This is a genomic window from Exiguobacterium sp. s124, from assembly GCF_018617485.1.
GTDB classification, from domain to species: Bacteria; Bacillota; Bacilli; order Exiguobacteriales; family Exiguobacteriaceae; genus Exiguobacterium; species Exiguobacterium aestuarii.
The window spans coordinates 1,040,138-1,061,439 of record NZ_JACSKH010000001.1 but is presented as its reverse complement, the minus strand read 5'-3'; the positions used below and the strand labels follow the sequence as shown (position 1 = coordinate 1,061,439).

The window sequence follows — 21,302 nt, the reverse complement described above, 5'->3', positions numbered from 1 at the left end:
CTCCCCCTTTTTACTTTTTCTCAAATCCCCGTTTTGCGAGCATTTCGAACATGTTTGGGCAGATTGCGTACACATTCGCCCCAACATTCATCCACCAAGGGGCATTGATTTCGCGTTTACGCTTGCGAACCCCTTTGACAATCGCGTCTGCCAATCGCTTTGGATCGAGCATAATTCCTTGAACACTATCGGCATATGTACCACTCTTATCGGCTCGATCGAAGAACGGCGTGGCAATCGGTCCCGGGTTGACGGTCATGACATGGATTCCACGTGGCTTCAATTCTAATCGCAATGCATTCGAGAATTGCAAGAGTGCTGCCTTTGAACCGGCGTAGACGGCGGACTTCGGTGTCGGCACTTTCCCTGCTTGCGAACAAATATTTACGATGACGCCTCCACGCTCTATCACATTGGCAGCATCTCTCGACAATAGCATCGGGGCGACCGCATTCACACGCATCGTCTCTTCCATCACATCGGTTGATTGATCCGTTACGAAATCAAATTCGGCCATCCCTGCATTGTTGACCCATACATCAAACTTTCCGAATCGTTCGATTACCTCATTAACGAGAGCTTCCGATTTCGTGACATCTGCGCATACCCAGTCTCCCTCGCACGTCGTCGCGATCGTTTTTAATCGATCTTCATTTCTTCCAATCAACAATACGTTATATCCTTGTTCATAAAAAGAATGCGCCAATGCGGCACCGAGCCCGCTTGACGCACCTGTAATGACTACCCGTTTCATGACATCGCTTCTTTCTTTGTATAAATCCATTTTTGGTTATCTCGACGCCTTTCGATGTCGCCACGTTCCTCAAGTAAACTGAGTCTTGCGAACACTTCGCTAAAGACAAGCGGCAAACCGCTTCGCATCTTTCTTCCATATAATTTCATCGACCAGTCAAACACACTGAGACCATCTTCCCAATCGGCAAGCAATTGTTCACTTCGCTCATACCGCTGACGAATTCGACTCTCAATCAAATCGTTCGGATGATGAATTGGTTCACCGTGCCCACTGACGACAAGTTTTAAATCGATTCCGCGCAATTTTTTGAGCGAATCGATATAGAGGATGACCGGTGAGGCAAATCCTTCATCATCATACGGCTGTTCGATGAGGGGATTCGGTTCGACTTTATCAATCAAGTGATCTCCCGCGATTAAGACTCCGCCAGGACCAATCAGCCCGAGCTGGTCGCTCGCATGTCCCGGCAAATGGATTGTCTGCCACGCCCCGTCCGATGTCACGGCTTGTCCGTCACTGAATGTCATCGTGACGGTCGTCGGTCCGATCCAACGTAACGCTTCCCGATAATCTGGCAATTTTTCCACGAGTTGCTCTGGTGCGCCGAACGAGAGAACTAGTTCATGTAAAAAGTGGTTGCCCCGCTTTAAAAAATTTGGGGTCTGTTCTAAGTATCGAACGAGCTTCTCGTGCCCGTACACGGGAATTGATGCATCGCGAAGTCGCCACGCCTGCCCTGCATGATCGGCATGATGATGCGTCAAAAATAAAAAGTCGATGTCAGACAACGATAGTTCAAGCTCTTCAAGTTGCTGATTCAATGATGTCCACGCTTCTTCCGTATCTGGTCCACAGTCGACCATAAAAAAGCGGTTCATATGTTCAACGATATATACGTTTACGTTTCCAACTTCGAACGGTGTCGGAATATCGAGTCTTGCCAGTTGGCTTGAAATCCAGTCCGCCACGTCATCACCACCCCTTCTTCCTGTCTTTCTCCATTATACCCGTCTGAAAGATGCGTTTTCAATCAAACAAAAAAGAGGGGGATGTCTCCCCCTCACGAAATTTGATTCTTATAAGTTGATGACCGTCACTTTGTCACGCGTCATCGTCTCGAGGCTTCGTCCAATCCCTTGAACGCCGAGTCCCGATTGTTTCACACCGATGAACGGGAAGTGGTCTGGGCCACGTTCTGTACGCCCGTTCACTTGGACCGTACCGACTTCTAACTTGTCAGCAACAGTGAAGGCGCTGTTCACGTTTTGTGTGAAGACACTCGCTTGAAGACCGAACTCAGATTCGTTCGTCAATTCAATCATCTCGTCGAGTGATTTCACTCGGATGACAGGAAGGACTGGTCCGAACGGTTCTTCCCAGGCGACACGCATGTCTGTCGTCACGTGATCGAGCAATGTCGGATAAATAAGGTTTCCTTCACGTTCGTTCCCGTGAACGACCGTCGCCTTTTTATTGACCGCATCGTCAATCAAACCTTGAACGTAATCCGTCGTCTTCGCATCGACTAAAGGAACGATGAAACTGTTCTCTTCAGGAGATCCGACTGAAAGTTTCGCGACGCGTTCTTTCAACATGCCGACAAGTTCATCTGCTTGTTCTTCAAGAACGAAGACACGCTTGATCGCTGTACAACGTTGACCTGAATATGAGAACGCACCACTGACGATTTGATCTGCCGCGAGTGTCAAATCTGCATCTTCAAGGACGAGTGCAGGGTCTTTTCCACCGAGTTCGAGCACGACCGGTACCATAGATGCTTGTTGCGACAAGTGTTGACCTGTACCTGTTCCACCTGTGAATGTGATCATGTCAATCCCTGGGTGAGACGTCAAATAATCTCCGATGACCGAACCGCGTCCTGTCACGAGATTTAAGAGACCTTTTGGAAGACCTGCATCATGAAGGGCTTCGACCATCTTGATTCCACTGATTGCACCTTGAGTTGCCGGTTTGAAGACGACCGCATTACCCGTGACGAGAGCCGGCGCAATTTTCGCCGCTGCCAAGTTGACCGGGTAGTTGAACGGTGAAATCGCGAGAACGACACCAAGTGCTTCTTTCTTGATGATGGCCATCTTGTTTTTCGAACCACCTGGGAACGAATCTCCTTGCATGAATCCACCGTTGAAACGAATACCTTCTTCCGCAGTGTAGCGGATGATTTCAGCTGTACGAACGACTTCTTTTTTCGCGTCGTTCAAGTTTTTCCCGACTTCCTGCATGATGATTTGACCGATCTCATCAACGCGTTCTTCGAGTTTTTCTGCCCAGGCATACAACAATTCAGCGCGCTTGTTGACCGGAAGCGCCGCCCATTCTTGTTGTGCACGTTTTGCGCCATGAATGGCTTCGTCGACTTCGTCGCGTGACATCGCCTGAACGCGACCTACGACTTCGTCTTTATATGGTGAAACGAGTTCAATCGTCTCCTGACTTGAAGATTCCTGCCATTGACCATTCAATAAATATGGATATGTGTTTATACTCATCATCTCTATCTGCCTCCTGAGTAAGGTGTAATATCTCGTTGCCAACCTCATTGTATGCAGATTTTTTTGCATTGGACAACTATAACGATTCAGTTTATAAGATGTAAACGGTTACTATGAAACTTTTTGTGAATTCTGACGAGAGTTCGACAACTTTTCACTATAGATTTGATGATTCGAGACCGATAGTAAAGAAGAGAGTACGTGAAATAGGAGGGACAACCATTGAGCACTGATCATAATATTTTACTTGAAGCTGGGACGAACGAACTTGAAATCGTCATCTTCCAAGCCGGACCGTTCTTATTCGGCATCAACGTCATGAAAGTACGTGAAATCATCACGATGCTTCCGTTGACACCTCTTCCAGGTACACCAGAGGCAATCATGGGACTCATCGAATTACGTGGCGAGGTCATGACCGTCATCGATCTTCCGATGGTCATCAATCACCCACGTGAGGTCGGTAGTGACGATCGCTTGATCGTCTGTGAATTCAACGGCGAAAAATCAGTACTTCGTGTCGACCAGGTGACTGAGATTAAACGCATCTCGTGGGAGCAAATTGACACGCCTTCTGATCTTGCACGCGGCGTTCAAGGGATCACGAACGGTGTCGTCAAAACAGGTGACCAAATGATCATCTTACTCGATTATGAACGAATCGCACTCGAGCTTTCTCGTAAAGACATCATGGCCCGCGAATCCGTCAAACGCCTCGGTGCTCGTGAGCGATCGAACAAAAGCATTTGGCTTGCTGAAGACTCCGAGATGCTCCGCTCCCTCATCCTCGATACGTTGGATGATGCGGGCTACTTCAACACGACCGTCTTCAATAACGGGAAGGAAGCGCTTGATGCGTTCGAACAAGATGGGGCGGAATGCGACCTTCTCATCACGGACATCGAGATGCCACAGATGGACGGACTCCATTTAACAAAACGCCTTCGGGAGATGGATCGTTATGCTTCCCTTCCGATTATCATCTTCTCTTCTCTCATCTCAGATGACTTGAAGCATAAGGGGGAGGCCGTTGGTGCCAACGCCCAAATCACGAAACCCGAAATCGGGATCTTGATTGCGACGCTCGACGAATTTGTAGGGTAACAAAAAAAGTTTGCGACTCCTCGGTCGCAAACTTTTTTTACGTCAACTGTTCAAAATGATTGTTCCATTCAATTAAAAACCGCTTACTGTGTGACTCGATTGTCGCAAGGGTTTCATTTGCTCCATGAAGATGTGCATTCTCGCCCGCAACTTCAAGGTCATGAAAAAGAAGCGCTGTCTGTTCCAAGCCGACTGAATAAGACGCTCCTTTTAGTAAATGAGCGAGTTGTTCGACTTGTGAATAATCATTCGATTCAACAGCTGCTTGTAGTTCAGGATATTTCGCCTCGAACTGCTTAATATATGTGGTTGCAATTTTATTTAAAAATTCCATGTTTCCATTTGCGATTTGGTGGAGCTCCGCTAATTTATCTTCATTGAACAGAGCATCTTCGGGCATTCTTGTCAATGTAACCCCTCCTCAATAAACGATATCCAATCGTTCCCTTTCACTGTAACACGTTTTCGGGAGAAAACAAAAAAACTCCTGCTTTGGATTGCACTCTTCTTTTTGGCTACCTATAATAAGATTGAGTTAAGGTAGGAGGAAGATGCATGCTGACGATTTACCGTACTGACGCATCAGGCCATGTGGATGAAATCGAAGACTTTGATAAAGGAAGCTGGATTCAACTCGTGAATCCGACAAAAGATGAGGCCGATCAAGTCATCGAGGCGTCCGGCATTCCAGAAGACTTTGTATATGACCCACTTGATATTGAAGAAAAACCGCGTTTTGAAAAAGATGATGAAGGACTTCTGATGATCATTGACGTCCCGTATGTGGAGGAAGATGATACAGGTCGAGCCTACAATACGATCCCGCTCGGTATCATCGTGACCGGACGACATTTCATCACCGTCTGCTCTCGCGAATTAGACGTCCTGAACTTGTTCGCAAACGGCAAAGCACGACTGTTCCGGACGAACTATCGAAGTCGTTTCGTCTTTCAGATTTTACATCGGGTAAGTATGACGTACTTACGCTTTTTGCGACAAATCGACCGAAGAATGGACGAACTTGAACAGGAACTACAACGTTCAATGCGAAACCAAGAAATCTTTCAATTGATGAATCTTCAGAAATCCCTCGTCTACTTCATGACATCTTTGAAAGCAAACGATAGCGTCTTAGACCGAATCGTCAAGACACCAAGTTTGGAGAAACATGAAGAAGATGAAGAACTGTTAGAAGACGTCTTCGTCGAACACCGCCAGGCTATGGAAATGGCGTCGATCTATAACGACATCATTAGCATTAAGATGGAAGCATTCGGGTCAATTATCTCGAACAACGTCAACTTCGTCATGAAGTTCTTGGCGTCAATCACCATCGTCCTAAGTATTCCGACGATGATTTCTGGAATCTTCGGAATGAACGTGCAAGTCCCGTGGGAAGGACAGCCGTTCGGTTTCATCATGGCGATTGCAATGATGATCGGATTTTCTGGCCTCGCCTTTTACATCCTATGGCGAAAGCGATATTTCTAACGAACAAGAGCCTGACGCATCATCATACGTCAGGCTCTTTCTTATGTGATTTTGACCGTGACGAGACAAAGGTCATCCTCAATTTCAATTTTCGGTACGAGTTGCTCTGCGACGTGACGGCTATAGTCGAGACCGTACGTGCCAACATCCTTCTCAAGCCATCGAATCCCATCATCGATATCTTTGCTGTAACATTCCATCAGCCCGTCCGTGTACATGTGAAGTGTCATATCCGTCGTAATATCAATCTCTTTCGACTCATAGTTCGGTTCTTCAAACATGCCGACTGGTACGCCGGTCGTCTCAAGACGACAGTTTCCTTCTTTTGACGACACAATGACTGGCGGATGGCCCGCATTCACATATTCGATTCGACGCTTCGTTGTATCGATATAGCAATACACCGCTGTAAAATAACTATGCATATCATCACCTGAGAACAAGAACGTCATCTGACGATTTAACTCCGTCATGACGTCCACCGGATATTGCACATTTCCGACAAGTCCCGGTAAGATCGAACGAATTCCCATCGTGATGAGTGCAGAAGAGACCCCATGTCCCATGACATCAAAGATGATGACGCCATATCGGTCCGGTGCGACCTGGAACCATGCATACATATCCCCTGCCAATTTTTTTGATGGCAAATAGAGGGCACGCACGTCAATTTCTTCATTACTGATCGGTGGTGTAAGTGCACTTTGTTGAATTTTTTGCGCAAGATCCAAATCGTATTGAAGACGGGCTTCATAAATTTTCCGCTCATCGACGGCCGCTTTATAGCGGAGAGCAGAGCGGATTCGCGCGAGTAGCTCCGTCACTTTGATTGGTTTCGTCGTATAATCTGACGCTCCTGCATCTAGTCCTTCTGCAATCTGCTTTTCATCTGTACGACCCGAAACCATGATGACTGGCATTTCTTCATAATCAGCCATCTGACGAATTCGTTTACATGTCTCAATCCCAGAAATTCCAGGCATCTCGACATCCAACAGGACGAGATCATACAGCGATGCGGCTTGTGGGGCCATCAATAAGTCGAGTGCCTCTTCCCCGCTCGAGACCGAGACCGTCTCATAGTCGTGTTGGTGAAGCAATTGCTCGAGAACGAGTGTATTGACCGGTTCGTCATCCACAATCAAAATCGCCATGTCTATCCCTTCCTTCTCTACATAATGTTCTACATCGTATTGTACCATATCTTTTCATTTATCAGACGAAATTGCCGTTTGTTCATTCTAGTTGAAGAACTGGCTTACTATTTGGCATACTGAAGAGAGAAAGTGAGGGGTTCTTATGGCCTGGATATTTGCCGTCAGCGGCTTGATTATTTTACTCGTCCTCATCGCGTCCATCGTCGTCATCCAAAAAGGATATGCCTATAAAGATAACAAAGACGATATCGTTCTCGACTATGACGAAATCAATCGTCGCATCGAGGACGACCAGAAAAAAGAAACGACTGACAAAACAGAAGGGCCGCTCTAATTCGCGACCCTTCTTTTATTTGAACTCGAATCGTAACGTACCTTTTTCAAGATATAGAGAAGCATTGAACGTCTTCTCGCCTTTTTTAAACGTATGCACGTTCGATTGACCGCCATTGATCATTTGCTTCAACTCATCTTTGACGAGGCCTACGCCGAGCACCTGTTTCGAGACCGTGAAACGACAGCCTTCCCGGTAACCGCTGCAGCCGATGAACTTCGGATGTTCAACAAGGCCTTTACCACAATTCGGACAAACCCCGAACGACGCCTTCGGTCGAGTCGTCCCCTTCTTGCCGTAACGCTTCGCCTCAATCGTATAGCCTTCTGGGTTTGCCGCTTCGACCCGTGACTTTGCTTCTTCGACCAAATGAATCGACATCTTCTTGGCCTGTTCAATAAATTCAGCAGCAGATGCAGATGCCTGTCCGATTTCGTGAAGTCGTTTCTCCCATTTCGCTGTCATAACGGGCGATGCTAAAATACTGTCCCCAAGCACGTCAATCAGTAGACGACCTTTGTCTGTTGGGACGAGCTCTTTTTTCTGAAGTTGGACATAGCCCCGTTTCTTCAATCCATCGATAATGTTAGCACGTGTCGCCTCAGTGCCTAGACCTTCTACTTCTTTCATGATATGAATCAACTCTTCATCATCGAGCTGTTTTCCGGCGACCTTCATCGCCATAATGAGCGCCCCTTCGGTATACCGTTTCGGTGGCTCTGTCTGTTTCGACAACACTTCGATTTTCTTTTCTTTTACCTCTTCACCGAGGGTCAACGCAGGAAGTTCGACATCTTTTGATTTCATCTCAACGACTTGACGATAGCCGGGACTCACGACGACCGTCCCTTTTGCCCGATACATGTCGTTCCCATCAATCAAATCAACTGTCGTCTTCTCAAGCATTGCCGCAGGTGCAAATGCGGCAAGGAAACGTCGGTTGATCAAATCGTACAGTTTTGCCTCGTCTCCACCGAGTCGGGCGACGTCACCACATGCTTCAGTCGGAATGATGGCGTAGTGGTCACTGACCTTTTTCGCATTGACGTACCGACGATTCTTAGACGGGTCTTCGGTTAAGACATCGCGAAGTCCAGCATAGGCAGCAGACTTCAGTAGTCTCGCCTTCGTCTGAGGGAATAGAGTCGCTTCATCTGGAGTGACGAAACCTGAATCCGTCCGCGGGTAGCTGATCCAACCTTTCGTATAGAGCTTTTGAGCGATATCAAGCGTCTTTTTCGCCCCGAAACCGAAACGTTTCCCCGCTTCGGCTTGAAGCCCGGATAAACTGAACCAAAATGGGGGTTGCTCCACTTTTTCTTCTTTATCAATCGTTTTCACGATTGCGTTTCCAGAAGCGCGTTTGACGACCGCATCTGCTTCCTCACGTGTTTTTAACTTCGTCGTCTTTCCGACTGTATATTTCGCTTTGAATGTGCCTCGACCTTTTACGAGAGTCGCCTCGACTTCAAAGTACGGTTCTGGTACGAACTGTTTGATCTCGCGTTCGCGATTGACGATCAAGGCGAGTGTCGGAGTCTGAACACGACCAAGCGAGAACACGTCCTCAATCCCAATCGTTTTCAACAAGGTCGTGTACGCACGCGAGGCGTTCATTCCGACGAGCCAGTCGGCACATGCTCTGCTCATCGCTTCATGATAGTAAGGGACGGTTTGCTCACCCGGCAACAGTTGAGAGAATCCACGATCGACCGCTTGCTCCGTCAGACTCGAGATCCATAGCCGTGCTAACGGTTTTTTGTTGCCTGCGAGTCGAAGAATTAAGCGAACAATCGCTTCTCCTTCCCTTTCAGCATCCGAAGCGATAATCACGTCTGTGATGGAACGGTCGTGTAACCATTTTTTTATGGCATAAAACGGTTTTGATTTTCCTTTTGAGATTCGATAATCAAAACGCTCCGGAACAATCGGAAGTGCCTCATATTTCCATGACTTCCATTCTGGACGATAGTGTGAAGGTTCCTGTAGTTCGCACAGGTGGCCGACCGCCCAGACGACAATCGCCCCTTCTGGGAAACGTGAGCAAGGTGAGATTTCAATCTCATCTTTTCTTTTTTTAGATGGGTAGGGAGCCGCCAACTTCTGAGCTTGTGATGGCTTCTCCGCGATGATTAGTCTCATAAGAACTCCTTACTTCGCCTTAAGTTTTATGGCAAGACGTACGTGGTTAGATTGCTTCTTCTTATGTATTTTACTATACCAAGTCGAGGATGGACACCGCGAAAGGGGAGCATTTGTTTGTGATTCATGAATCATGTCTTGCCTCACAGCTGTTTTCCGATATGATTAACAGAGAATATACATATGTGAAGGAGTGTCGTCATGTCTTATCTCATTTTATTCGCCGCTGTCTTTTTCTTGTCGACGAGCGTTTTGTTCGTCAAATGGACGTCCGCTCCAGCCGAGACGGCTGCGTTTTACCGCATGCTGATCACGTGTCTTATGCTACTCCCGTTCGTCGATTTCAAATCACTTATCACCACTCGACTCATGACACGATATGCCTTGTTACTGAGTGGAACATTGCTCGCGTTTCACTTTTGGCTTTGGTTTTTATCTCTCGATTATACGACGGTCGCCAGTTCAACACTCTTCGTCACCTCAAGTCCGATTTTCGTCTTGATTGGAAATGCGTTGATCTTTAAAAAGAACCCGACTCGAAAAGGATTGGCATACGCGCTCGTTGCCGTCCTCGGTGGTATGCTTGTCGCTGCTGGTGATATTCAACTTGGACGGGAAGCACTGTTCGGAGATCTGCTCGCGCTGATCGCCGCACTCCTGATCGCGGGATACTGGCTTGTCGGCCAACATGTGCGGACATCGATGAATACGAATACATATTCCTTTAGCGTCTATCTCGTCGCGACGGTCGTCCTTTGCTTCATGCTCCTCGTTCGCGGGACGACATTCACCGACTTTGAAACGGTCAACTGGTGGTATTTCCTTGCCCTCGCCTTCTTCCCGACGATTTTGGGGCACAATCTATTCAATTACGCTTTAGCCCGAGTCAGTGCCACTGTCGTCAGTATCACGATTCTCGGGGAGGCATTGTGGGGAATGCTATTCGGGTACGTCTTCTTTGGTGAGCGTCTCGGTCCATTTCAATGGCTTGGGGCCATCGTCTTACTTGGAGGGATTTATTTGTTCCTAAAAGAAGACGCCCGCTCGACACGAGCGGACGTTTGATGATTTGATTATAGGTTTGTCGCTTTCGGATTAGCTTCATGCGCCTCCGCATCCTCTTCTGAAGGACGGAACAACAATTTACGATCCCAGAACGCCAACGCGACCGCTGTCAAAAACGTCATCGCATCAGCAATCGGAAACGCCAGCCATACCCCAAATACCCCGAAGAACGATGGGAGAATGAAGACGAGCGGAATCGTATAGAGCGTCTGACGCGAAAGGGACAAGAACATGGCGACCCGTGCTTTCCCAAGAGATTGATATATCCCGTTGACGAGCATTTGAACACTCGGTAAAAACGAGACCGCGAACAAAATGTGAATCGCCGTTACACCTCCTGCGATTAATGCCTCATCTGTCGAGAACCACCCCATCAACGTATTCGGGAACAACTGCAAGATGAGCCAAATGATCACAGCAATCGCAATTCCTGCTCGCATCGCCGTCCAAATGGTTTCACGCATGCGGTCAAATCGCTCGGCACCATAGTTATATCCAACAATCGGTTGCATCCCTTGGACAATCCCCATGATTGGCATACCGACGAGCGCCATAAATTTATTGATGATGGCGAAAATCGCCAGCTCCTCCGTCCCACCGTACGTTCCGAGCATCACGTTGACGCCGACGAATAAAATCGATTGAGACACCATCATGATGAACGAAGAGGAGCCGATTGCCATGATCTCTTTCATCTCATCAAATCGTATCCGGAACTGTCGCCATTTGAAGCGCAGTTCCGTTTTTGGTTTTCGTGCGAAGAAGAATCGAAGCATCAATACGGAACCGACGACTTGGGCGAGTGCCGTCGAAGTAGCTGCCCCGTACATTCCCCAGTCGAACGTAAAAATGAACAGGGGCGTCGTCACGAGATTGACGAGGACGGTCGTCAACATGACCTTCATTTGATAAGGCGCCTGTCCTTCAGCACGAACCATCGCACTTGAAGCAAGTGTGAACATAAAGAACGGTGAACTAATCAATACAACCGATAAGTACTGTCGACTGAGCTCCATAATCTCGGACGTCGCTCCGAACACCATTAAAATCTCATCTAGCATAAAGAAGGCGGAACTGACCGCGAGCGCCGCGAACAGACCGACGAGGACGAGCACATTCAAAAACGTGACAGCCGCCCCGGCATCGTCTCCTCTTCCTAACTTTCTAGAACTGATGGAGGCGCCACCGAGACCGACGGCACTCGACACGGCCATTAAGATCATCTGTATAGGAAACGCAATCCCGATTGCCGCGACGGCCGAAGCGCCAATGCCTCGGGCGACAAAAATCGTATCAATGATGTTGTAGAGCGCCGTCACGAGCATCCCGATCATCGCAGGTAGCGATAATTTGAATAGGAGTCGGCCGATGGGCTCTGTCCGCAATTGCTCCGTATTTTGGTTCATCCTTCCATCCCTCCGTCTCTACCTTCTAGGGTAGCAGGATTGAATGGTTCGGGCGACTATGTTGGCTCGATGGATGTGTCAGACGAGAATGCGTGCCGGGACGCCTTTTCGCTTGCGCATGATGAAATCGGTCGCGACGGGCTCGTCCACTTTAACTCGAATGGTCATCATCGCTTGGTTGGCAGACTGAAGCGGCTGACCGTCTACATCTTCAATCGTCTCGATGACTTGGGAGAAACGGACGAATCCTGGTCCAAAAAATTCAACTTCTTCGCCGATGGAGAAGAGGTTACGTTGCTCGAGTGTCGCCATCCCGCTCGCCTCATCGTATGAGATCACACGAGCTGCAAAAGCGTATTGAGGAATCGAACGGGGTTTTCCGAACAATTGCTCCTTTTCGGTCGGGATCCCGTAATAGAAGCCACTCGCCAGTTCTCGCTGTGCCGCTTTCCAAATCTCTTCTTCCCACGCCGGGTCAAACTCGAAGTTCTCAGGGTCTTCACAATATGCGTCAATCACCTGACGATAGACGTTACAGACGGTTGCGACGTAATGGATCGATTTCATCCGTCCCTCGACTTTCAAGCTGTCGACTCCCGCGTCGACCAAGTCAGGAATATGTCGGACCATCGATAAATCGACAGAACTCATGGAGAACGGTTCTTCATCCCGAGCCTCCATCTCTTCCGTCAAGAGATCTCCCTCTTCGAAGAAACCATATTTCCAACGGCACGACTGGGCACACCCACCTCGATTGGCATCACGCAACGTCATATGATTCGACAGCGTACAACGTCCTGAGTATGAGATACACATTGCCCCATGGACAAACGTCTCGATCTCGACATCGACTTCTTGTTTCATCTGCACAATTTCATCCATCGATACTTCACGGGCCAACACAACTCGTTCGAGCCCTTCTTCTTTCCAAAAGCGAAGCGTCTCATAGTTCGTCGCGGAAGCTTGTGTCGATAGGTGAACCGGCAACCCTTCCGCCTCAGATAGACATGTCTCAATCATTGCAGGGTCAGAGACGATGACCGCATCAATCCCGATGTCACGGAGCGTGCGGAAGAAATCACCCGCTCCCTCGATATCCCCTTCATGCGTCACCATGTTTGCGGCGACATATACTTTTGCACTGCGAGCATGTGCAAAAGCCACACCTTCACGCATCTCGTCATAACTAAAGTTACCGGCACGCGAACGTAACCCGAACTGTTGCCCGCCGATATAAACCGCATCGGCACCATAATGGATTGCCATCTTCAATTTCTCTAAGTTTCCTGCTGGCGCTAATAATTCTGGACGTTGTTTCATCTTGATCCCTCACTTGATCTCTTCTGGTTTGCGTAACAATAATCCCGTACCGAGTCGAAACGCTTCCGGTTGTAATTCTCTAAGGCGATGCTCCATCTCGATTCGATCGAATTGACCGTTCAACAGATTCGCCCGTGCGATGGTAAACAACTGCACAATCTCAACGAACTGTTCTCCCGCGTGCCACCCGTCGAGTTTCCATGTGTGAAGGCCATGTTTGACTAATGTCGGCAGCTGCGCCATGAGCGTCAAATCTTCTGAGAAAATATGTGTACCATTCTCGTCCTCATAGATGGGATAACGACTCGACGCATCTGCCGGTTCACTCATATAAAACTCACGTTGTTTTGCCTCTTCAGAGGGACGCCCGAGCTCATTGAAATAGTTCGTCACGAGCGGTCGCTTCGAATGATGGATACATGTCGGACCGTATACTTGTACTTCTACCGGGAGTCCGATTTGTTGTTGAATCAAAACCAACTCCTCAAGCGTGACTTCTCGCGCGACAACCGCCCCGATTGCCTCACGCTTTGCCCAGAACTGAATCTGTTTGGATGACGTGACGAGTGTTTGAGCATCGTACCAGTATGGGATTTTCGCTTGACGAATCAGACGGATAGCCCCGGGATCTCCAGCTGTCACATCATCGACTCCAATCGCTTTCAACGCTTGTAAATAGTCAGGCAATTCCTGAATGTGTTCGTTATGCATCAAGTTGTTGACGGCCACCGTCACTTCTTTTCCATACCGATGGGCAAGTTGTGTGACTTCTCTCACAGCATCAATCGTCCAGTCTCCTTTTTGACGTAATCCGAACCGTGAACTCCCAATATATAATCGGTCCGTACCCGCTTTAATTAACGCTTCTGCTTGTTCGACGCTTTGCGCCGTAGTGACGAGCTGAATCATCATCATTATTCTTCTCCCTACTTTGTGAGTCTAATCACATTTTCTTGCTATACTTTAGCATAGGATTGAATGTGCAAACGGAGCAGGATTTTAACAACTCGTGAAGAATTCAGTAACAATGTATGACTTTTCTTAAAAGGAGTGGATCACGTTGTCAAAGACAGCTTTAATCACCGGTGCCTCGATGGGAATCGGTTTAGACTTGGCCGTACTCGCCGCTCGAGACGGATACGACTGTATTCTCGTATCGCGAAACGAGCCACGCTTACACGAACTAAAAAAAGTACTTGAAACGAGATATCGAATCAACGTCCACGTCTTCGCGCTTGATTTGGCAAAGCATGACGCAGCATCCCGCTTGACCAAAATGATTGATGAGGCTGGACTGACCGTCGACTTTTTGATCAACAATGCAGGGTTCGGCACGGCAGGAGCATTTGCCGACCTTGATGCTGAGACAGAGGCGGACGAGGTCCGATTGAACGTCAATACGTTGACCGAACTGACGAAAGCCTATCTTCCCGGTATGCTTGAACGAGACCATGGTTATGTATTGAATGTCGCATCCGTCGCCGCATTCCAACCTGGTCCGTATATGGCTGTATACTATGCGACGAAGGCTTATGTACTCTCACTTACCGAGGCGTTACATGCAGAAGTGAAAGGAAGCGGTGTCCACGTCAGTGTCCTTTGCCCTGGGCCGACAGATACGAACTTCTTTGATCGTGCTGGGAGTGAATTATCCTTCTCGAAAATGCCTTCACACCTCGTCGCCTTCTTTGGCTATAAAGGGGTCATGAATAATAAGCGCGTCATCGTACCAGGTCTCTCGAACCAGTTATTAGTCGGGTTCGCCAAGCTGATGCCACGCGCTCTCAGTCTTGAAGTCTTGCGCCGCGTTCAAAAACCAACAGACGGCAATGCCGCTGAATCAACGACATAAAAAAAGGAGCGCCCGGCGACGGTCGCTCCTTTTAATGTTCAGAATGTAATCGTGAAATGGTCACGAGCCGATATAAAAAGACACCTGCCGGAATGATCGTCATGAGCGTTGTCGAGAGGACGACTCCCCACGCGAGGGCAGCATCTAGCGTCCATTCACCAGAGGTCAATTGATCGATCACACTCAATTGCTCTACGGATAGAACAATCATCAATGCCGGCCAAACGCTCGCCGCAAGGATGCTCAGCATCGCAAAACGGGCTCTCGTATAACGCTTTACTAACAAAACAAGGTTTAACAGGATAAACAACAACCCTACGAGTAGAAACATACCGACTTCAGTGATATTGACATAGGCACTCATCCGTCGTTCACCTCACTCAACATGATAGGAATATTGTATATTTACCCGAGTTGATGAAGGAATATGCGCTCAAATAATGGACGAATCATGATTAAAAAGACGACGTTAGAAATCCCATGAGCAAAATCAAATGGAAAGCTTAGCAACAACAACTTCACGACATCCATGCCGACCACTTCAATGAATGCCAAATTTGTGGTCCATCCATACAGGAATCCAGATAGCAAACCGAGGATCAAGAAGAGGACTGTTGACTTCAATAGAAGCGGACGAAATAAACGAACGAGAACTACGACGAGAAGCCATCCTAAAAATTGATAGAACACGAACGGACCAATCCCGAGCAAAAGTCCTGACAGAATCGGGACAAAGAGCGAAAGGATGGCTGCCCCGTTCAAGCCGATCAGTAAAGCGGTCAACATGATGATGGACGTCGTCGGCTGGACATTTGGAATCGTCATGAAGAGCCAGCGACCGATGACCGCAAGTGCTAATAGTTGAACGAGCGGTTGAATCGGGGTGGAAGATTTTTCGAACCGATACAGAACGACGATTGCAATCAGGATGGCGAGGACGTATGTGACCATAGCGTGCTCCGATCTTGGAAAAGGATCCGATCTCCTTGAAAGACGATTTGACCGTTCGCTAGATAAATCACATCTGTCGCAGTCTGAATCAGCTCCATATCATGTGTCGCACAGACCACAAGGGCTGACTTCGCCTTCTGTTGCAATGCTTCGAGAAACGCGTCACGCTCTCCACTTGTCAAATCGACAGTAGGTTCATCGAGTAGAAGAACGCCCGATGGATCGTGTAGGACAGATTGAAGTTGAGCGCCCCGTCGCTTCTCTGCTTTCGGGAACGGTCCAACTTCTGGGTCGGCAGGAAGGTAGACCGCCCGCTCCCCGCGCTTGATCCGTCCTTGGAGCGGTCGTCTGCTTCTGGCCAACAGTTCGAGCAATGTCGACTTTCCACTCCCGTTCGTCCCGACAATGACCGTGAGTCCAGGCTCATTCATCTGGACCGTCACATGATCAATCGCATACGTCGCTTGAAGAGGATGTCGATAAGACACGTCGGTTGCATCGATGGAAGGTAGCGTCGTCGATTCATTGAAGGTGAACGTCATCTCGCCCGAAGATTCTTTTGCCCGCTCGGTAAAACCGATTTGTACACCGATTCCGGAGATCCGACGGAGCAACATCTCTAAATGTTCTCTTCGAAATGAATCTAAATGTCGAAACGGTTCGATGAGGACGATTGAATCTGGTCGATCTAACAAGGCATAGGCGACCCGCACAATTTGCTGTTCCCCGCTTGAACACGCATCAAATCGCTTCGGATAAAGCGCATCGATTTGTAAAAGCGTCGCAATTTCCGCCCCACGAAATGGATCAACACTTGATAATAAGTGTCCAACCTTTCCTGAGAAAGATTGATTCATCTCGATCACGCGGGGGCGATATCGTTCTACGAATCGTTCGAACGAACCGTCAACGTAAGATAACCATTGCATCACGCACCCCTCCTTTCGTGAGATATGGATAGATGAGCCAAAGTCCGATAAACAGATGAAGGGAAAGCGAACAAATGGCTCCAATGAGCACGATTTGGAAAAAATCCTCTATACGAAAGCGTCGCATTGGTTCGACCGCGAACTTCGGCTCATCTTGCTGTCGCTCAATACCGATTTGGACCGCGTCTCGCCAAGACGCTTTCGGATGACTTCTGATTGCCTGACGTACCGCCTGCTCCAATGCCGGGATGAGTGCCCATGCACCGTATAAGAGTGAGGACGAGCGGGGGAAGTTCGATAAGAGTGGGAGCAATCGTTCGAGACGAATGATTCGAGAAATCCATAACATGCCGAGTAGAAAAGCGGCTAATTTTAAAATCTGACGCCATATGTACGTAAAAGAAATCTCCCAACCAATGAGTATGGGTAAAATCGAAATGATTCCGAAAGCAACAAGTACAGATAACATCGGCCAAGGGAAACGACGCTCGATGAGGAGCAGAAGAAAAAGCCCTATCACGAAAAACGTGGTTGTTTCAACATTCATCAGCACATATAAATGACAGAGTAGATAGAAAAGGAGCGTGACAGGATGTCTCCGCTCCCAATCTGCCTCATTCGAAGAAAGCCACTGCATCTTCTTCGAACCGCCATTGAATGACATCCGTCGACTCTACTTCTTTAGCGCCCGCTCCCTCATCTCCCGGAGCACCGTTAAAAGCAAATACCCATCCTGACGATTGTCCTTCTGATTTTTCTTCAATTCCTTCAATTGCCGTTACGTAAGACATGTCACCATTCCCTGTCACTTCAAGGTCGAGTCCTGTCGCTTTCAACGCATCGAGCACGGTCGCATCTTCTTCTAAGCAAACACTTTTCTCTTGATAAAGTGTTTCTTCGGTCGCTGCGTTATAGACCGAGATGGTCGGACTTACACCACACGATTCTTGCTGCGCTTCTTCCCCGCCACATCCGGCAAGTAACGCCGTAGCTAATAGAGTAATGGTTACATACGGTTTCATTGATCTGTCAAATCCTCTCGTTGGTGTATCGAATAATTATATAGAATCGCATAGCGCTCACCTGTACTACGGCCCTCCTGCGTCAGTCCGACGAGCTGGATACTGTTAGCAAGGACCGGTTCTCGCTGCAGCCAAAACTTAACGAGTTCATCGTCTCGGTTGATCATAAGCATCGACTCGTTTTCGAACGTATACATGTCGTAAAGCCCATCATAAGAGAGTTGTAAAATCGGCGCGGCGACGACATCTGTGTACTCTTCCCATGACGGTCCTCTCAATGTCGATAACATATGATCGAATTCGACGAGCTTTTCAAAAAACGCCTGTCCCGATTCTATTCGTAGTTCATCGACTTGTTCATAGGAAAGTTGTCCCTCTCCATATGTCACGCGAATTTGCTGGAACGATTCGGCTCGCTCGACCATCAGTAAATACTCAATCGTTTGGACGTTCCCTTCCCGATCAATTTGAAGCTTACCTCGGTCTAGCTTGATTGAATCACTATTGATTCGTTGCAATACCTTCTCCGTCATCTCATCGAATGACTCATCCGTGACGGAAACAGCACCGATTTGCTGGGATTCTGTACGAAATCCAGATTGGTCAAATAACGGTACGAATAATAAGACGATAAAGAAGAAGAATCCTAAAAGTGCTCCATACCATTTATAGCGACTATTCTGTTTCGGGAAGAATAAAAAAGACAATAAAAACCCAATTGGGATATGAAAACCGCCGATTGGAAACGAAACGATCCCAAGCAGTGAATAGAATAAGAACTTCGGAAAGAAATTGGCTTCCGGCTCTTTTAACTGGTTCAATCGAACACCTAACAAGATGCTGATTACTAAGAACGCTGCCCACACATAGAGTTGAATGGTCACATCAATCCCCCACTGTATATTCTAAAAAGTCGGTCGCAACTATACTCGACGGAAAGTCCGATACGACCTCTTGCTCAAACTCTTCCTCTCGCCCGACATAACGAGCTGAAATATGTGTGACAATCAATTGATTGACAGCAGACGCCTTCGCAAGCGTTGTCGCCTCACGCGTCGTCGAGTGACCATATTTCCGCGCGAGCGGCTGTTCACTTTCCATAAATGTTGCTTCATGAATGAGAAGGTCCGCACCTTCTGCCAAAATCCGAGCGTTTTCACAAGGGGTCGTATCTCCGAGAATGGCGACGACTTTACCCGGAGTCGGTTCAGTGACGTATTCTTTAGAGTCATACCATTTTCCTTCATATTCAAACCGTTCTTCTTCTTTGATTGTTTTATAGATCGGTCCACTCGGAATCCCGAGCGCTCTCACTCGATCAACGCAAAGAGTCCCTGGCTTTTCAGGTCCTTGAATTCGAAAACCGTAAGATGGGAAACGGTGCTCTAATTTTCGCACAGTGATGATGTGACCGTCTTGTTCAAATGTGTCTCCATCCGTGAACTCGATGACATTCAGCTCATAACCGAGATGAGAACCCGTGACACGAAGCGTCGCTTCAAGCCACTTTTTCAATCCTTTCGGTCCATAAACCGTGAGGGGTTCCGTTCCATCCAGTGCTGAACGTGTCGATAAAAATCCAGGTAATCCGAAAACATGGTCGCCGTGCAAATGCGTCACCCATACCGCCGTCACTTTTCGTGGTTTGACTTTCGTGTAGAGCATCTGATGTTGCGTCCCTTCTCCACAGTCAATCAACCAGGTGACTTTAGGTAAGACGAGTGCGAGACCTGACACGTTTCGCTGCTTTGATGGCATACCTGATCCAGTTCCTAAAAACTGTAACTTCATAAATAATTTAGTCCTTTCTTCAAGTCCGTTCCATGCTATACTTGTGGTAATCGCTGAAAAGGATGTGATTTGTGATGACCAAGGCAGAACAACCCGAATCAATTTACGAGACGATTCGAGATCGCGCAGCTTTGATGAATCGCTTGCACCAACAGGAACAAGGCACCTCTATCCGCATTCACGACATAGCGATCGAACTTCATTGCACAGACGAGTTGATTTTAGAGTCTCTGGAGTTCGCAGCATAACGAGTACGAACACATACGAAGAGCCGACGAATGGTCGGCTCTTTTTTTATTTCTTAGGTGATGCAACTTCTTCAACGATTGTGACGACATACTCGACGAGTTTGTATAACTCTTCAAGAGGCATGCGTTCGTTCGTCGTGTGAATTTCTTCATAACCAACCGCCAAGTTGACCGTCGGGATCCCACCACCGGCGATCACGTTCGCATCCGAACCGCCGCCTGAGTGTAAGATTCGTGTCGGACGTCCGATTGTCGCCGCCGCACGTTTCGCGACCTCGACGACTTCGTCACCTTCTTCAAACTTGAATCCTGGATACATGATGTCGATGTCGACTTCAGCACGACCACCAAACGACTCCGCCACTTCGATATAGGCTTGTTTCATCGTTTCCGCCTGCTTTTCCATCTTCTCGTGAATGAGCGAACGGGCCTCAGCGAGTACTTCGACGTAGTCACACACGATGTTTGTGGCACGTCCCCCTTCGAAGCGACCGATATTTGCCGTTGTCTCTTCATCGATTCGACCGAGTGGCATCTTCGCGATGGCTTTCGCTGCGATTTGAATCGCTGAAATACCCTTCTCTGGAGCGACACCTGCATGGGCCGTCTTCCCGTAAATTTTCGCATTTACTTTTGCTTGTGTCGGTGCTGCGACGATGATGTCACCGACCGGGCCGTCCGAGTCAAGTGCAAAACCAAACTTCGCATCGATTTTTGATAAATCCAAGACTTTCGCCCCGACGAGTCCTGATTCTTCCCCTACCGTGATGACGAATTGGATTTGTCCGTGTGGAATCTGTTTTTCGTTCAACACGCGAACGAGTTCGATCATCGCCGTGAGGCCAGTCTTGTCATCCGCTCCGAGAATTGTCGTCCCGTCTGTCACGACGTATCCGTCTTTGATGCTCGTTTTGATTCCCTTACCAGGAGTCACCGTGTCCATGTGAGCCGTGAAGTAAATCGGATCGACATTCTCTTTCGTTGCAGGCAACGTGATGATCAAGTTATTACCAGAGTGCGCTGTCTTTGTTGATGCATCGTCCTCATAGACGTCGCAACCAAGCTCTGTGAACACGGCTTTCAAATGTTCACAGATGACAGCCTCTTCTTTCGTTTCTGAATCGATGCCGACCAATCCTAAAAATGTGTCGAGCACTCGTGTCTCGTTTACCATAAACAACATCCCTCCATCCAAACATTTCTTGACCATTATAACAAAC

Annotated in this window: 23 protein-coding genes; 6 read left to right on the top strand and 17 right to left on the bottom strand. The window is 48.0% G+C overall.

Translation table 11 applies throughout. The features are described from left to right. Positions 1-10: 10 nt before the first annotated feature. From KNO85_RS05555 to KNO85_RS05545, 3 genes are all read right to left on the bottom strand, one after another. Positions 11-754 (bottom strand): SDR family NAD(P)-dependent oxidoreductase, encoded by a 744-nt coding sequence (locus KNO85_RS05555; protein WP_214787607.1) that lies wholly within the window; start codon positions 752-754, stop codon positions 11-13. Then, a complete protein-coding gene (locus KNO85_RS05550) occupies positions 751-1,725 on the bottom strand; it encodes an MBL fold metallo-hydrolase (RefSeq protein WP_214787605.1) in 975 nt (324 codons plus the stop codon). The genes KNO85_RS05555 and KNO85_RS05550 overlap by 4 nt, the downstream gene beginning before the upstream one ends. Positions 1,726-1,833: 108 nt before the next feature. Then, positions 1,834-3,270 (bottom strand): NADP-dependent glyceraldehyde-3-phosphate dehydrogenase, encoded by a 1,437-nt coding sequence (locus KNO85_RS05545; RefSeq protein ID WP_214787603.1) that lies wholly within the window; start codon positions 3,268-3,270, stop codon positions 1,834-1,836. A 222-nt stretch (positions 3,271-3,492) separates the two neighbouring features. Between KNO85_RS05545 and KNO85_RS05540 the strand changes: the two genes are divergently transcribed. After that, complete coding sequence (locus KNO85_RS05540) at positions 3,493-4,374, top strand: chemotaxis protein CheV (RefSeq protein ID WP_214787601.1); 882 nt, start codon at positions 3,493-3,495, stop codon at positions 4,372-4,374. A 37-nt stretch (positions 4,375-4,411) separates the two neighbouring features. Here the strand turns inward: KNO85_RS05540 and KNO85_RS05535 are convergent, their stop codons facing one another. Continuing rightward, positions 4,412-4,774 (bottom strand): Hpt domain-containing protein, encoded by a 363-nt coding sequence (locus KNO85_RS05535; RefSeq protein ID WP_251130655.1) that lies wholly within the window; start codon positions 4,772-4,774, stop codon positions 4,412-4,414. A gap of 155 nt (positions 4,775-4,929) precedes the next feature. Between KNO85_RS05535 and KNO85_RS05530 the strand changes: the two genes are divergently transcribed. Continuing rightward, positions 4,930-5,865: a magnesium transporter CorA family protein gene (locus tag KNO85_RS05530; RefSeq protein ID WP_214787597.1), complete on the top strand. Its 936-nt coding sequence runs from the start codon at positions 4,930-4,932 to the stop codon at positions 5,863-5,865. A 41-nt stretch (positions 5,866-5,906) separates the two neighbouring features. On the opposite strand, the gene KNO85_RS05525 is transcribed toward KNO85_RS05530, so the two are convergent. Continuing rightward, a complete protein-coding gene (locus tag KNO85_RS05525) occupies positions 5,907-7,019 on the bottom strand; it encodes a PP2C family protein-serine/threonine phosphatase (RefSeq protein WP_214787595.1) in 1,113 nt (370 codons plus the stop codon). A 145-nt stretch (positions 7,020-7,164) separates the two neighbouring features. Here KNO85_RS05525 and ytzI point away from each other — a divergent pair, with 145 nt between their 5' ends. Beyond that, on the top strand, positions 7,165-7,356 hold the full coding sequence (ytzI, locus tag KNO85_RS05520; RefSeq protein ID WP_214787593.1) for a YtzI protein: 192 nt from the start codon (positions 7,165-7,167) through the stop codon (positions 7,354-7,356). Between the two features lie 15 nt (positions 7,357-7,371). Here ytzI and KNO85_RS05515 read toward each other — a convergent pair whose 3' ends face one another. After that, positions 7,372-9,498 carry a DNA topoisomerase III gene (locus KNO85_RS05515; protein ID WP_214787591.1) on the bottom strand — a complete coding sequence of 709 codons (2,127 nt, stop codon included), beginning with the start codon at positions 9,496-9,498 and terminating at the stop codon, positions 7,372-7,374. 201 nt (positions 9,499-9,699) lie between these two features. Between KNO85_RS05515 and KNO85_RS05510 the strand changes: the two genes are divergently transcribed. Beyond that, complete coding sequence (locus KNO85_RS05510) at positions 9,700-10,563, top strand: DMT family transporter (RefSeq protein WP_214787589.1); 864 nt, start codon at positions 9,700-9,702, stop codon at positions 10,561-10,563. Between the two features lie 8 nt (positions 10,564-10,571). On the opposite strand, the gene KNO85_RS05505 is transcribed toward KNO85_RS05510, so the two are convergent. The 3 genes from KNO85_RS05505 to KNO85_RS05495 all read right to left on the bottom strand — a co-directional run bounded on the left by KNO85_RS05505 (position 10,572) and on the right by KNO85_RS05495 (position 14,201). Next, positions 10,572-11,969 carry an MATE family efflux transporter gene (locus tag KNO85_RS05505; protein WP_214787587.1) on the bottom strand — a complete coding sequence of 466 codons (1,398 nt, stop codon included), beginning with the start codon at positions 11,967-11,969 and terminating at the stop codon, positions 10,572-10,574. Between the two features lie 78 nt (positions 11,970-12,047). Continuing rightward, positions 12,048-13,289: a peptidase U32 family protein gene (locus tag KNO85_RS05500; RefSeq protein ID WP_214787585.1), complete on the bottom strand. Its 1,242-nt coding sequence runs from the start codon at positions 13,287-13,289 to the stop codon at positions 12,048-12,050. A 9-nt stretch (positions 13,290-13,298) separates the two neighbouring features. Continuing rightward, a complete protein-coding gene (locus tag KNO85_RS05495) occupies positions 13,299-14,201 on the bottom strand; it encodes a peptidase U32 family protein (protein ID WP_214789822.1) in 903 nt (300 codons plus the stop codon). Between the two features lie 148 nt (positions 14,202-14,349). Between KNO85_RS05495 and KNO85_RS05490 the strand changes: the two genes are divergently transcribed. Further along, complete coding sequence (locus KNO85_RS05490; RefSeq protein WP_251126782.1) at positions 14,350-15,141, top strand: SDR family NAD(P)-dependent oxidoreductase; 792 nt, start codon at positions 14,350-14,352, stop codon at positions 15,139-15,141. 31 nt (positions 15,142-15,172) lie between these two features. Here KNO85_RS05490 and KNO85_RS05485 read toward each other — a convergent pair whose 3' ends face one another. The 7 genes from KNO85_RS05485 to rnz are packed head-to-tail and all read right to left on the bottom strand — an operon-like array spanning position 15,173 to position 19,834. Next, complete coding sequence (locus tag KNO85_RS05485; RefSeq protein ID WP_214787583.1) at positions 15,173-15,505, bottom strand: hypothetical protein; 333 nt, start codon at positions 15,503-15,505, stop codon at positions 15,173-15,175. A 41-nt stretch (positions 15,506-15,546) separates the two neighbouring features. Next, positions 15,547-16,092: a hypothetical protein gene (locus KNO85_RS05480; protein WP_214787581.1), complete on the bottom strand. Its 546-nt coding sequence runs from the start codon at positions 16,090-16,092 to the stop codon at positions 15,547-15,549. Further along, positions 16,065-17,021 carry an ATP-binding cassette domain-containing protein gene (locus KNO85_RS05475; protein ID WP_214787578.1) on the bottom strand — a complete coding sequence of 319 codons (957 nt, stop codon included), beginning with the start codon at positions 17,019-17,021 and terminating at the stop codon, positions 16,065-16,067. The genes KNO85_RS05480 and KNO85_RS05475 overlap by 28 nt, the downstream gene beginning before the upstream one ends. Continuing rightward, a complete protein-coding gene (locus KNO85_RS05470) occupies positions 16,999-17,685 on the bottom strand; it encodes a hypothetical protein (protein ID WP_251130581.1) in 687 nt (228 codons plus the stop codon). Before KNO85_RS05470 ends, KNO85_RS05475 begins: the two co-directional genes overlap by 23 nt. After that, positions 17,636-18,043 (bottom strand): DUF4430 domain-containing protein, encoded by a 408-nt coding sequence (locus tag KNO85_RS05465; RefSeq protein ID WP_214787576.1) that lies wholly within the window; start codon positions 18,041-18,043, stop codon positions 17,636-17,638. Before KNO85_RS05465 ends, KNO85_RS05470 begins: the two co-directional genes overlap by 50 nt. Beyond that, the gene (locus tag KNO85_RS05460) at positions 18,040-18,927 is read right to left on the bottom strand and encodes a hypothetical protein (RefSeq protein WP_214787574.1); all 888 of its coding nucleotides are present in this window, start codon (positions 18,925-18,927) and stop codon (positions 18,040-18,042) included. Before KNO85_RS05460 ends, KNO85_RS05465 begins: the two co-directional genes overlap by 4 nt. 1 nt (position 18,928) lies before the next feature. Then, a complete protein-coding gene (gene rnz, locus KNO85_RS05455) occupies positions 18,929-19,834 on the bottom strand; it encodes a ribonuclease Z (RefSeq protein WP_214787572.1) in 906 nt (301 codons plus the stop codon). Positions 19,835-19,908: 74 nt separating this feature from the next. On the opposite strand from rnz, the gene KNO85_RS05450 reads away from it, so the two are divergent. Continuing rightward, positions 19,909-20,082: a hypothetical protein gene (locus KNO85_RS05450; protein ID WP_214692882.1), complete on the top strand. Its 174-nt coding sequence runs from the start codon at positions 19,909-19,911 to the stop codon at positions 20,080-20,082. A 46-nt stretch (positions 20,083-20,128) separates the two neighbouring features. Here KNO85_RS05450 and KNO85_RS05445 read toward each other — a convergent pair whose 3' ends face one another. Next, a complete protein-coding gene (locus tag KNO85_RS05445) occupies positions 20,129-21,256 on the bottom strand; it encodes a M20/M25/M40 family metallo-hydrolase (protein ID WP_214787570.1) in 1,128 nt (375 codons plus the stop codon). Positions 21,257-21,302 lie beyond the last annotated feature (46 nt).

Bases quoted from the DNA above. Each gene is read 5' to 3' on its own strand.
- KNO85_RS05555 (WP_214787607.1), bottom strand. From the start codon at position 754: ATGAAACGGGTAGTCATTACAGGTGCGTCAAGCGGGCTCGGTGCCGCA.
- KNO85_RS05545 (WP_214787603.1), bottom strand. From the start codon at position 3,270: ATGATGAGTATAAACACATATCCATATTTATTGAATGGTCAATGGCAG.
- KNO85_RS05535 (WP_251130655.1), bottom strand. From the start codon at position 4,774: ATGCCCGAAGATGCTCTGTTCAATGAAGATAAATTAGCGGAGCTCCAC.
- KNO85_RS05530 (WP_214787597.1), top strand. From the start codon at position 4,930: ATGCTGACGATTTACCGTACTGACGCATCAGGCCATGTGGATGAAATC.
- KNO85_RS05525 (WP_214787595.1), bottom strand. From the start codon at position 7,019: ATGGCGATTTTGATTGTGGATGACGAACCGGTCAATACACTCGTTCTC.
- ytzI (WP_214787593.1), top strand. From the start codon at position 7,165: ATGGCCTGGATATTTGCCGTCAGCGGCTTGATTATTTTACTCGTCCTC.
- KNO85_RS05515 (WP_214787591.1), bottom strand. From the start codon at position 9,498: ATGAGACTAATCATCGCGGAGAAGCCATCACAAGCTCAGAAGTTGGCG.
- KNO85_RS05510 (WP_214787589.1), top strand. From the start codon at position 9,700: ATGTCTTATCTCATTTTATTCGCCGCTGTCTTTTTCTTGTCGACGAGC.
- KNO85_RS05505 (WP_214787587.1), bottom strand. From the start codon at position 11,969: ATGAACCAAAATACGGAGCAATTGCGGACAGAGCCCATCGGCCGACTC.
- KNO85_RS05500 (WP_214787585.1), bottom strand. From the start codon at position 13,289: ATGAAACAACGTCCAGAATTATTAGCGCCAGCAGGAAACTTAGAGAAA.
- KNO85_RS05495 (WP_214789822.1), bottom strand. From the start codon at position 14,201: ATGATGATTCAGCTCGTCACTACGGCGCAAAGCGTCGAACAAGCAGAA.
- KNO85_RS05485 (WP_214787583.1), bottom strand. From the start codon at position 15,505: ATGAGTGCCTATGTCAATATCACTGAAGTCGGTATGTTTCTACTCGTA.
- KNO85_RS05480 (WP_214787581.1), bottom strand. From the start codon at position 16,092: ATGGTCACATACGTCCTCGCCATCCTGATTGCAATCGTCGTTCTGTAT.
- KNO85_RS05475 (WP_214787578.1), bottom strand. From the start codon at position 17,021: ATGCAATGGTTATCTTACGTTGACGGTTCGTTCGAACGATTCGTAGAA.
- KNO85_RS05470 (WP_251130581.1), bottom strand. From the start codon at position 17,685: ATGTCATTCAATGGCGGTTCGAAGAAGATGCAGTGGCTTTCTTCGAAT.
- KNO85_RS05465 (WP_214787576.1), bottom strand. From the start codon at position 18,043: ATGAAACCGTATGTAACCATTACTCTATTAGCTACGGCGTTACTTGCC.
- rnz (WP_214787572.1), bottom strand. From the start codon at position 19,834: ATGAAGTTACAGTTTTTAGGAACTGGATCAGGTATGCCATCAAAGCAG.
- KNO85_RS05450 (WP_214692882.1), top strand. From the start codon at position 19,909: ATGACCAAGGCAGAACAACCCGAATCAATTTACGAGACGATTCGAGAT.
- KNO85_RS05445 (WP_214787570.1), bottom strand. From the start codon at position 21,256: ATGGTAAACGAGACACGAGTGCTCGACACATTTTTAGGATTGGTCGGC.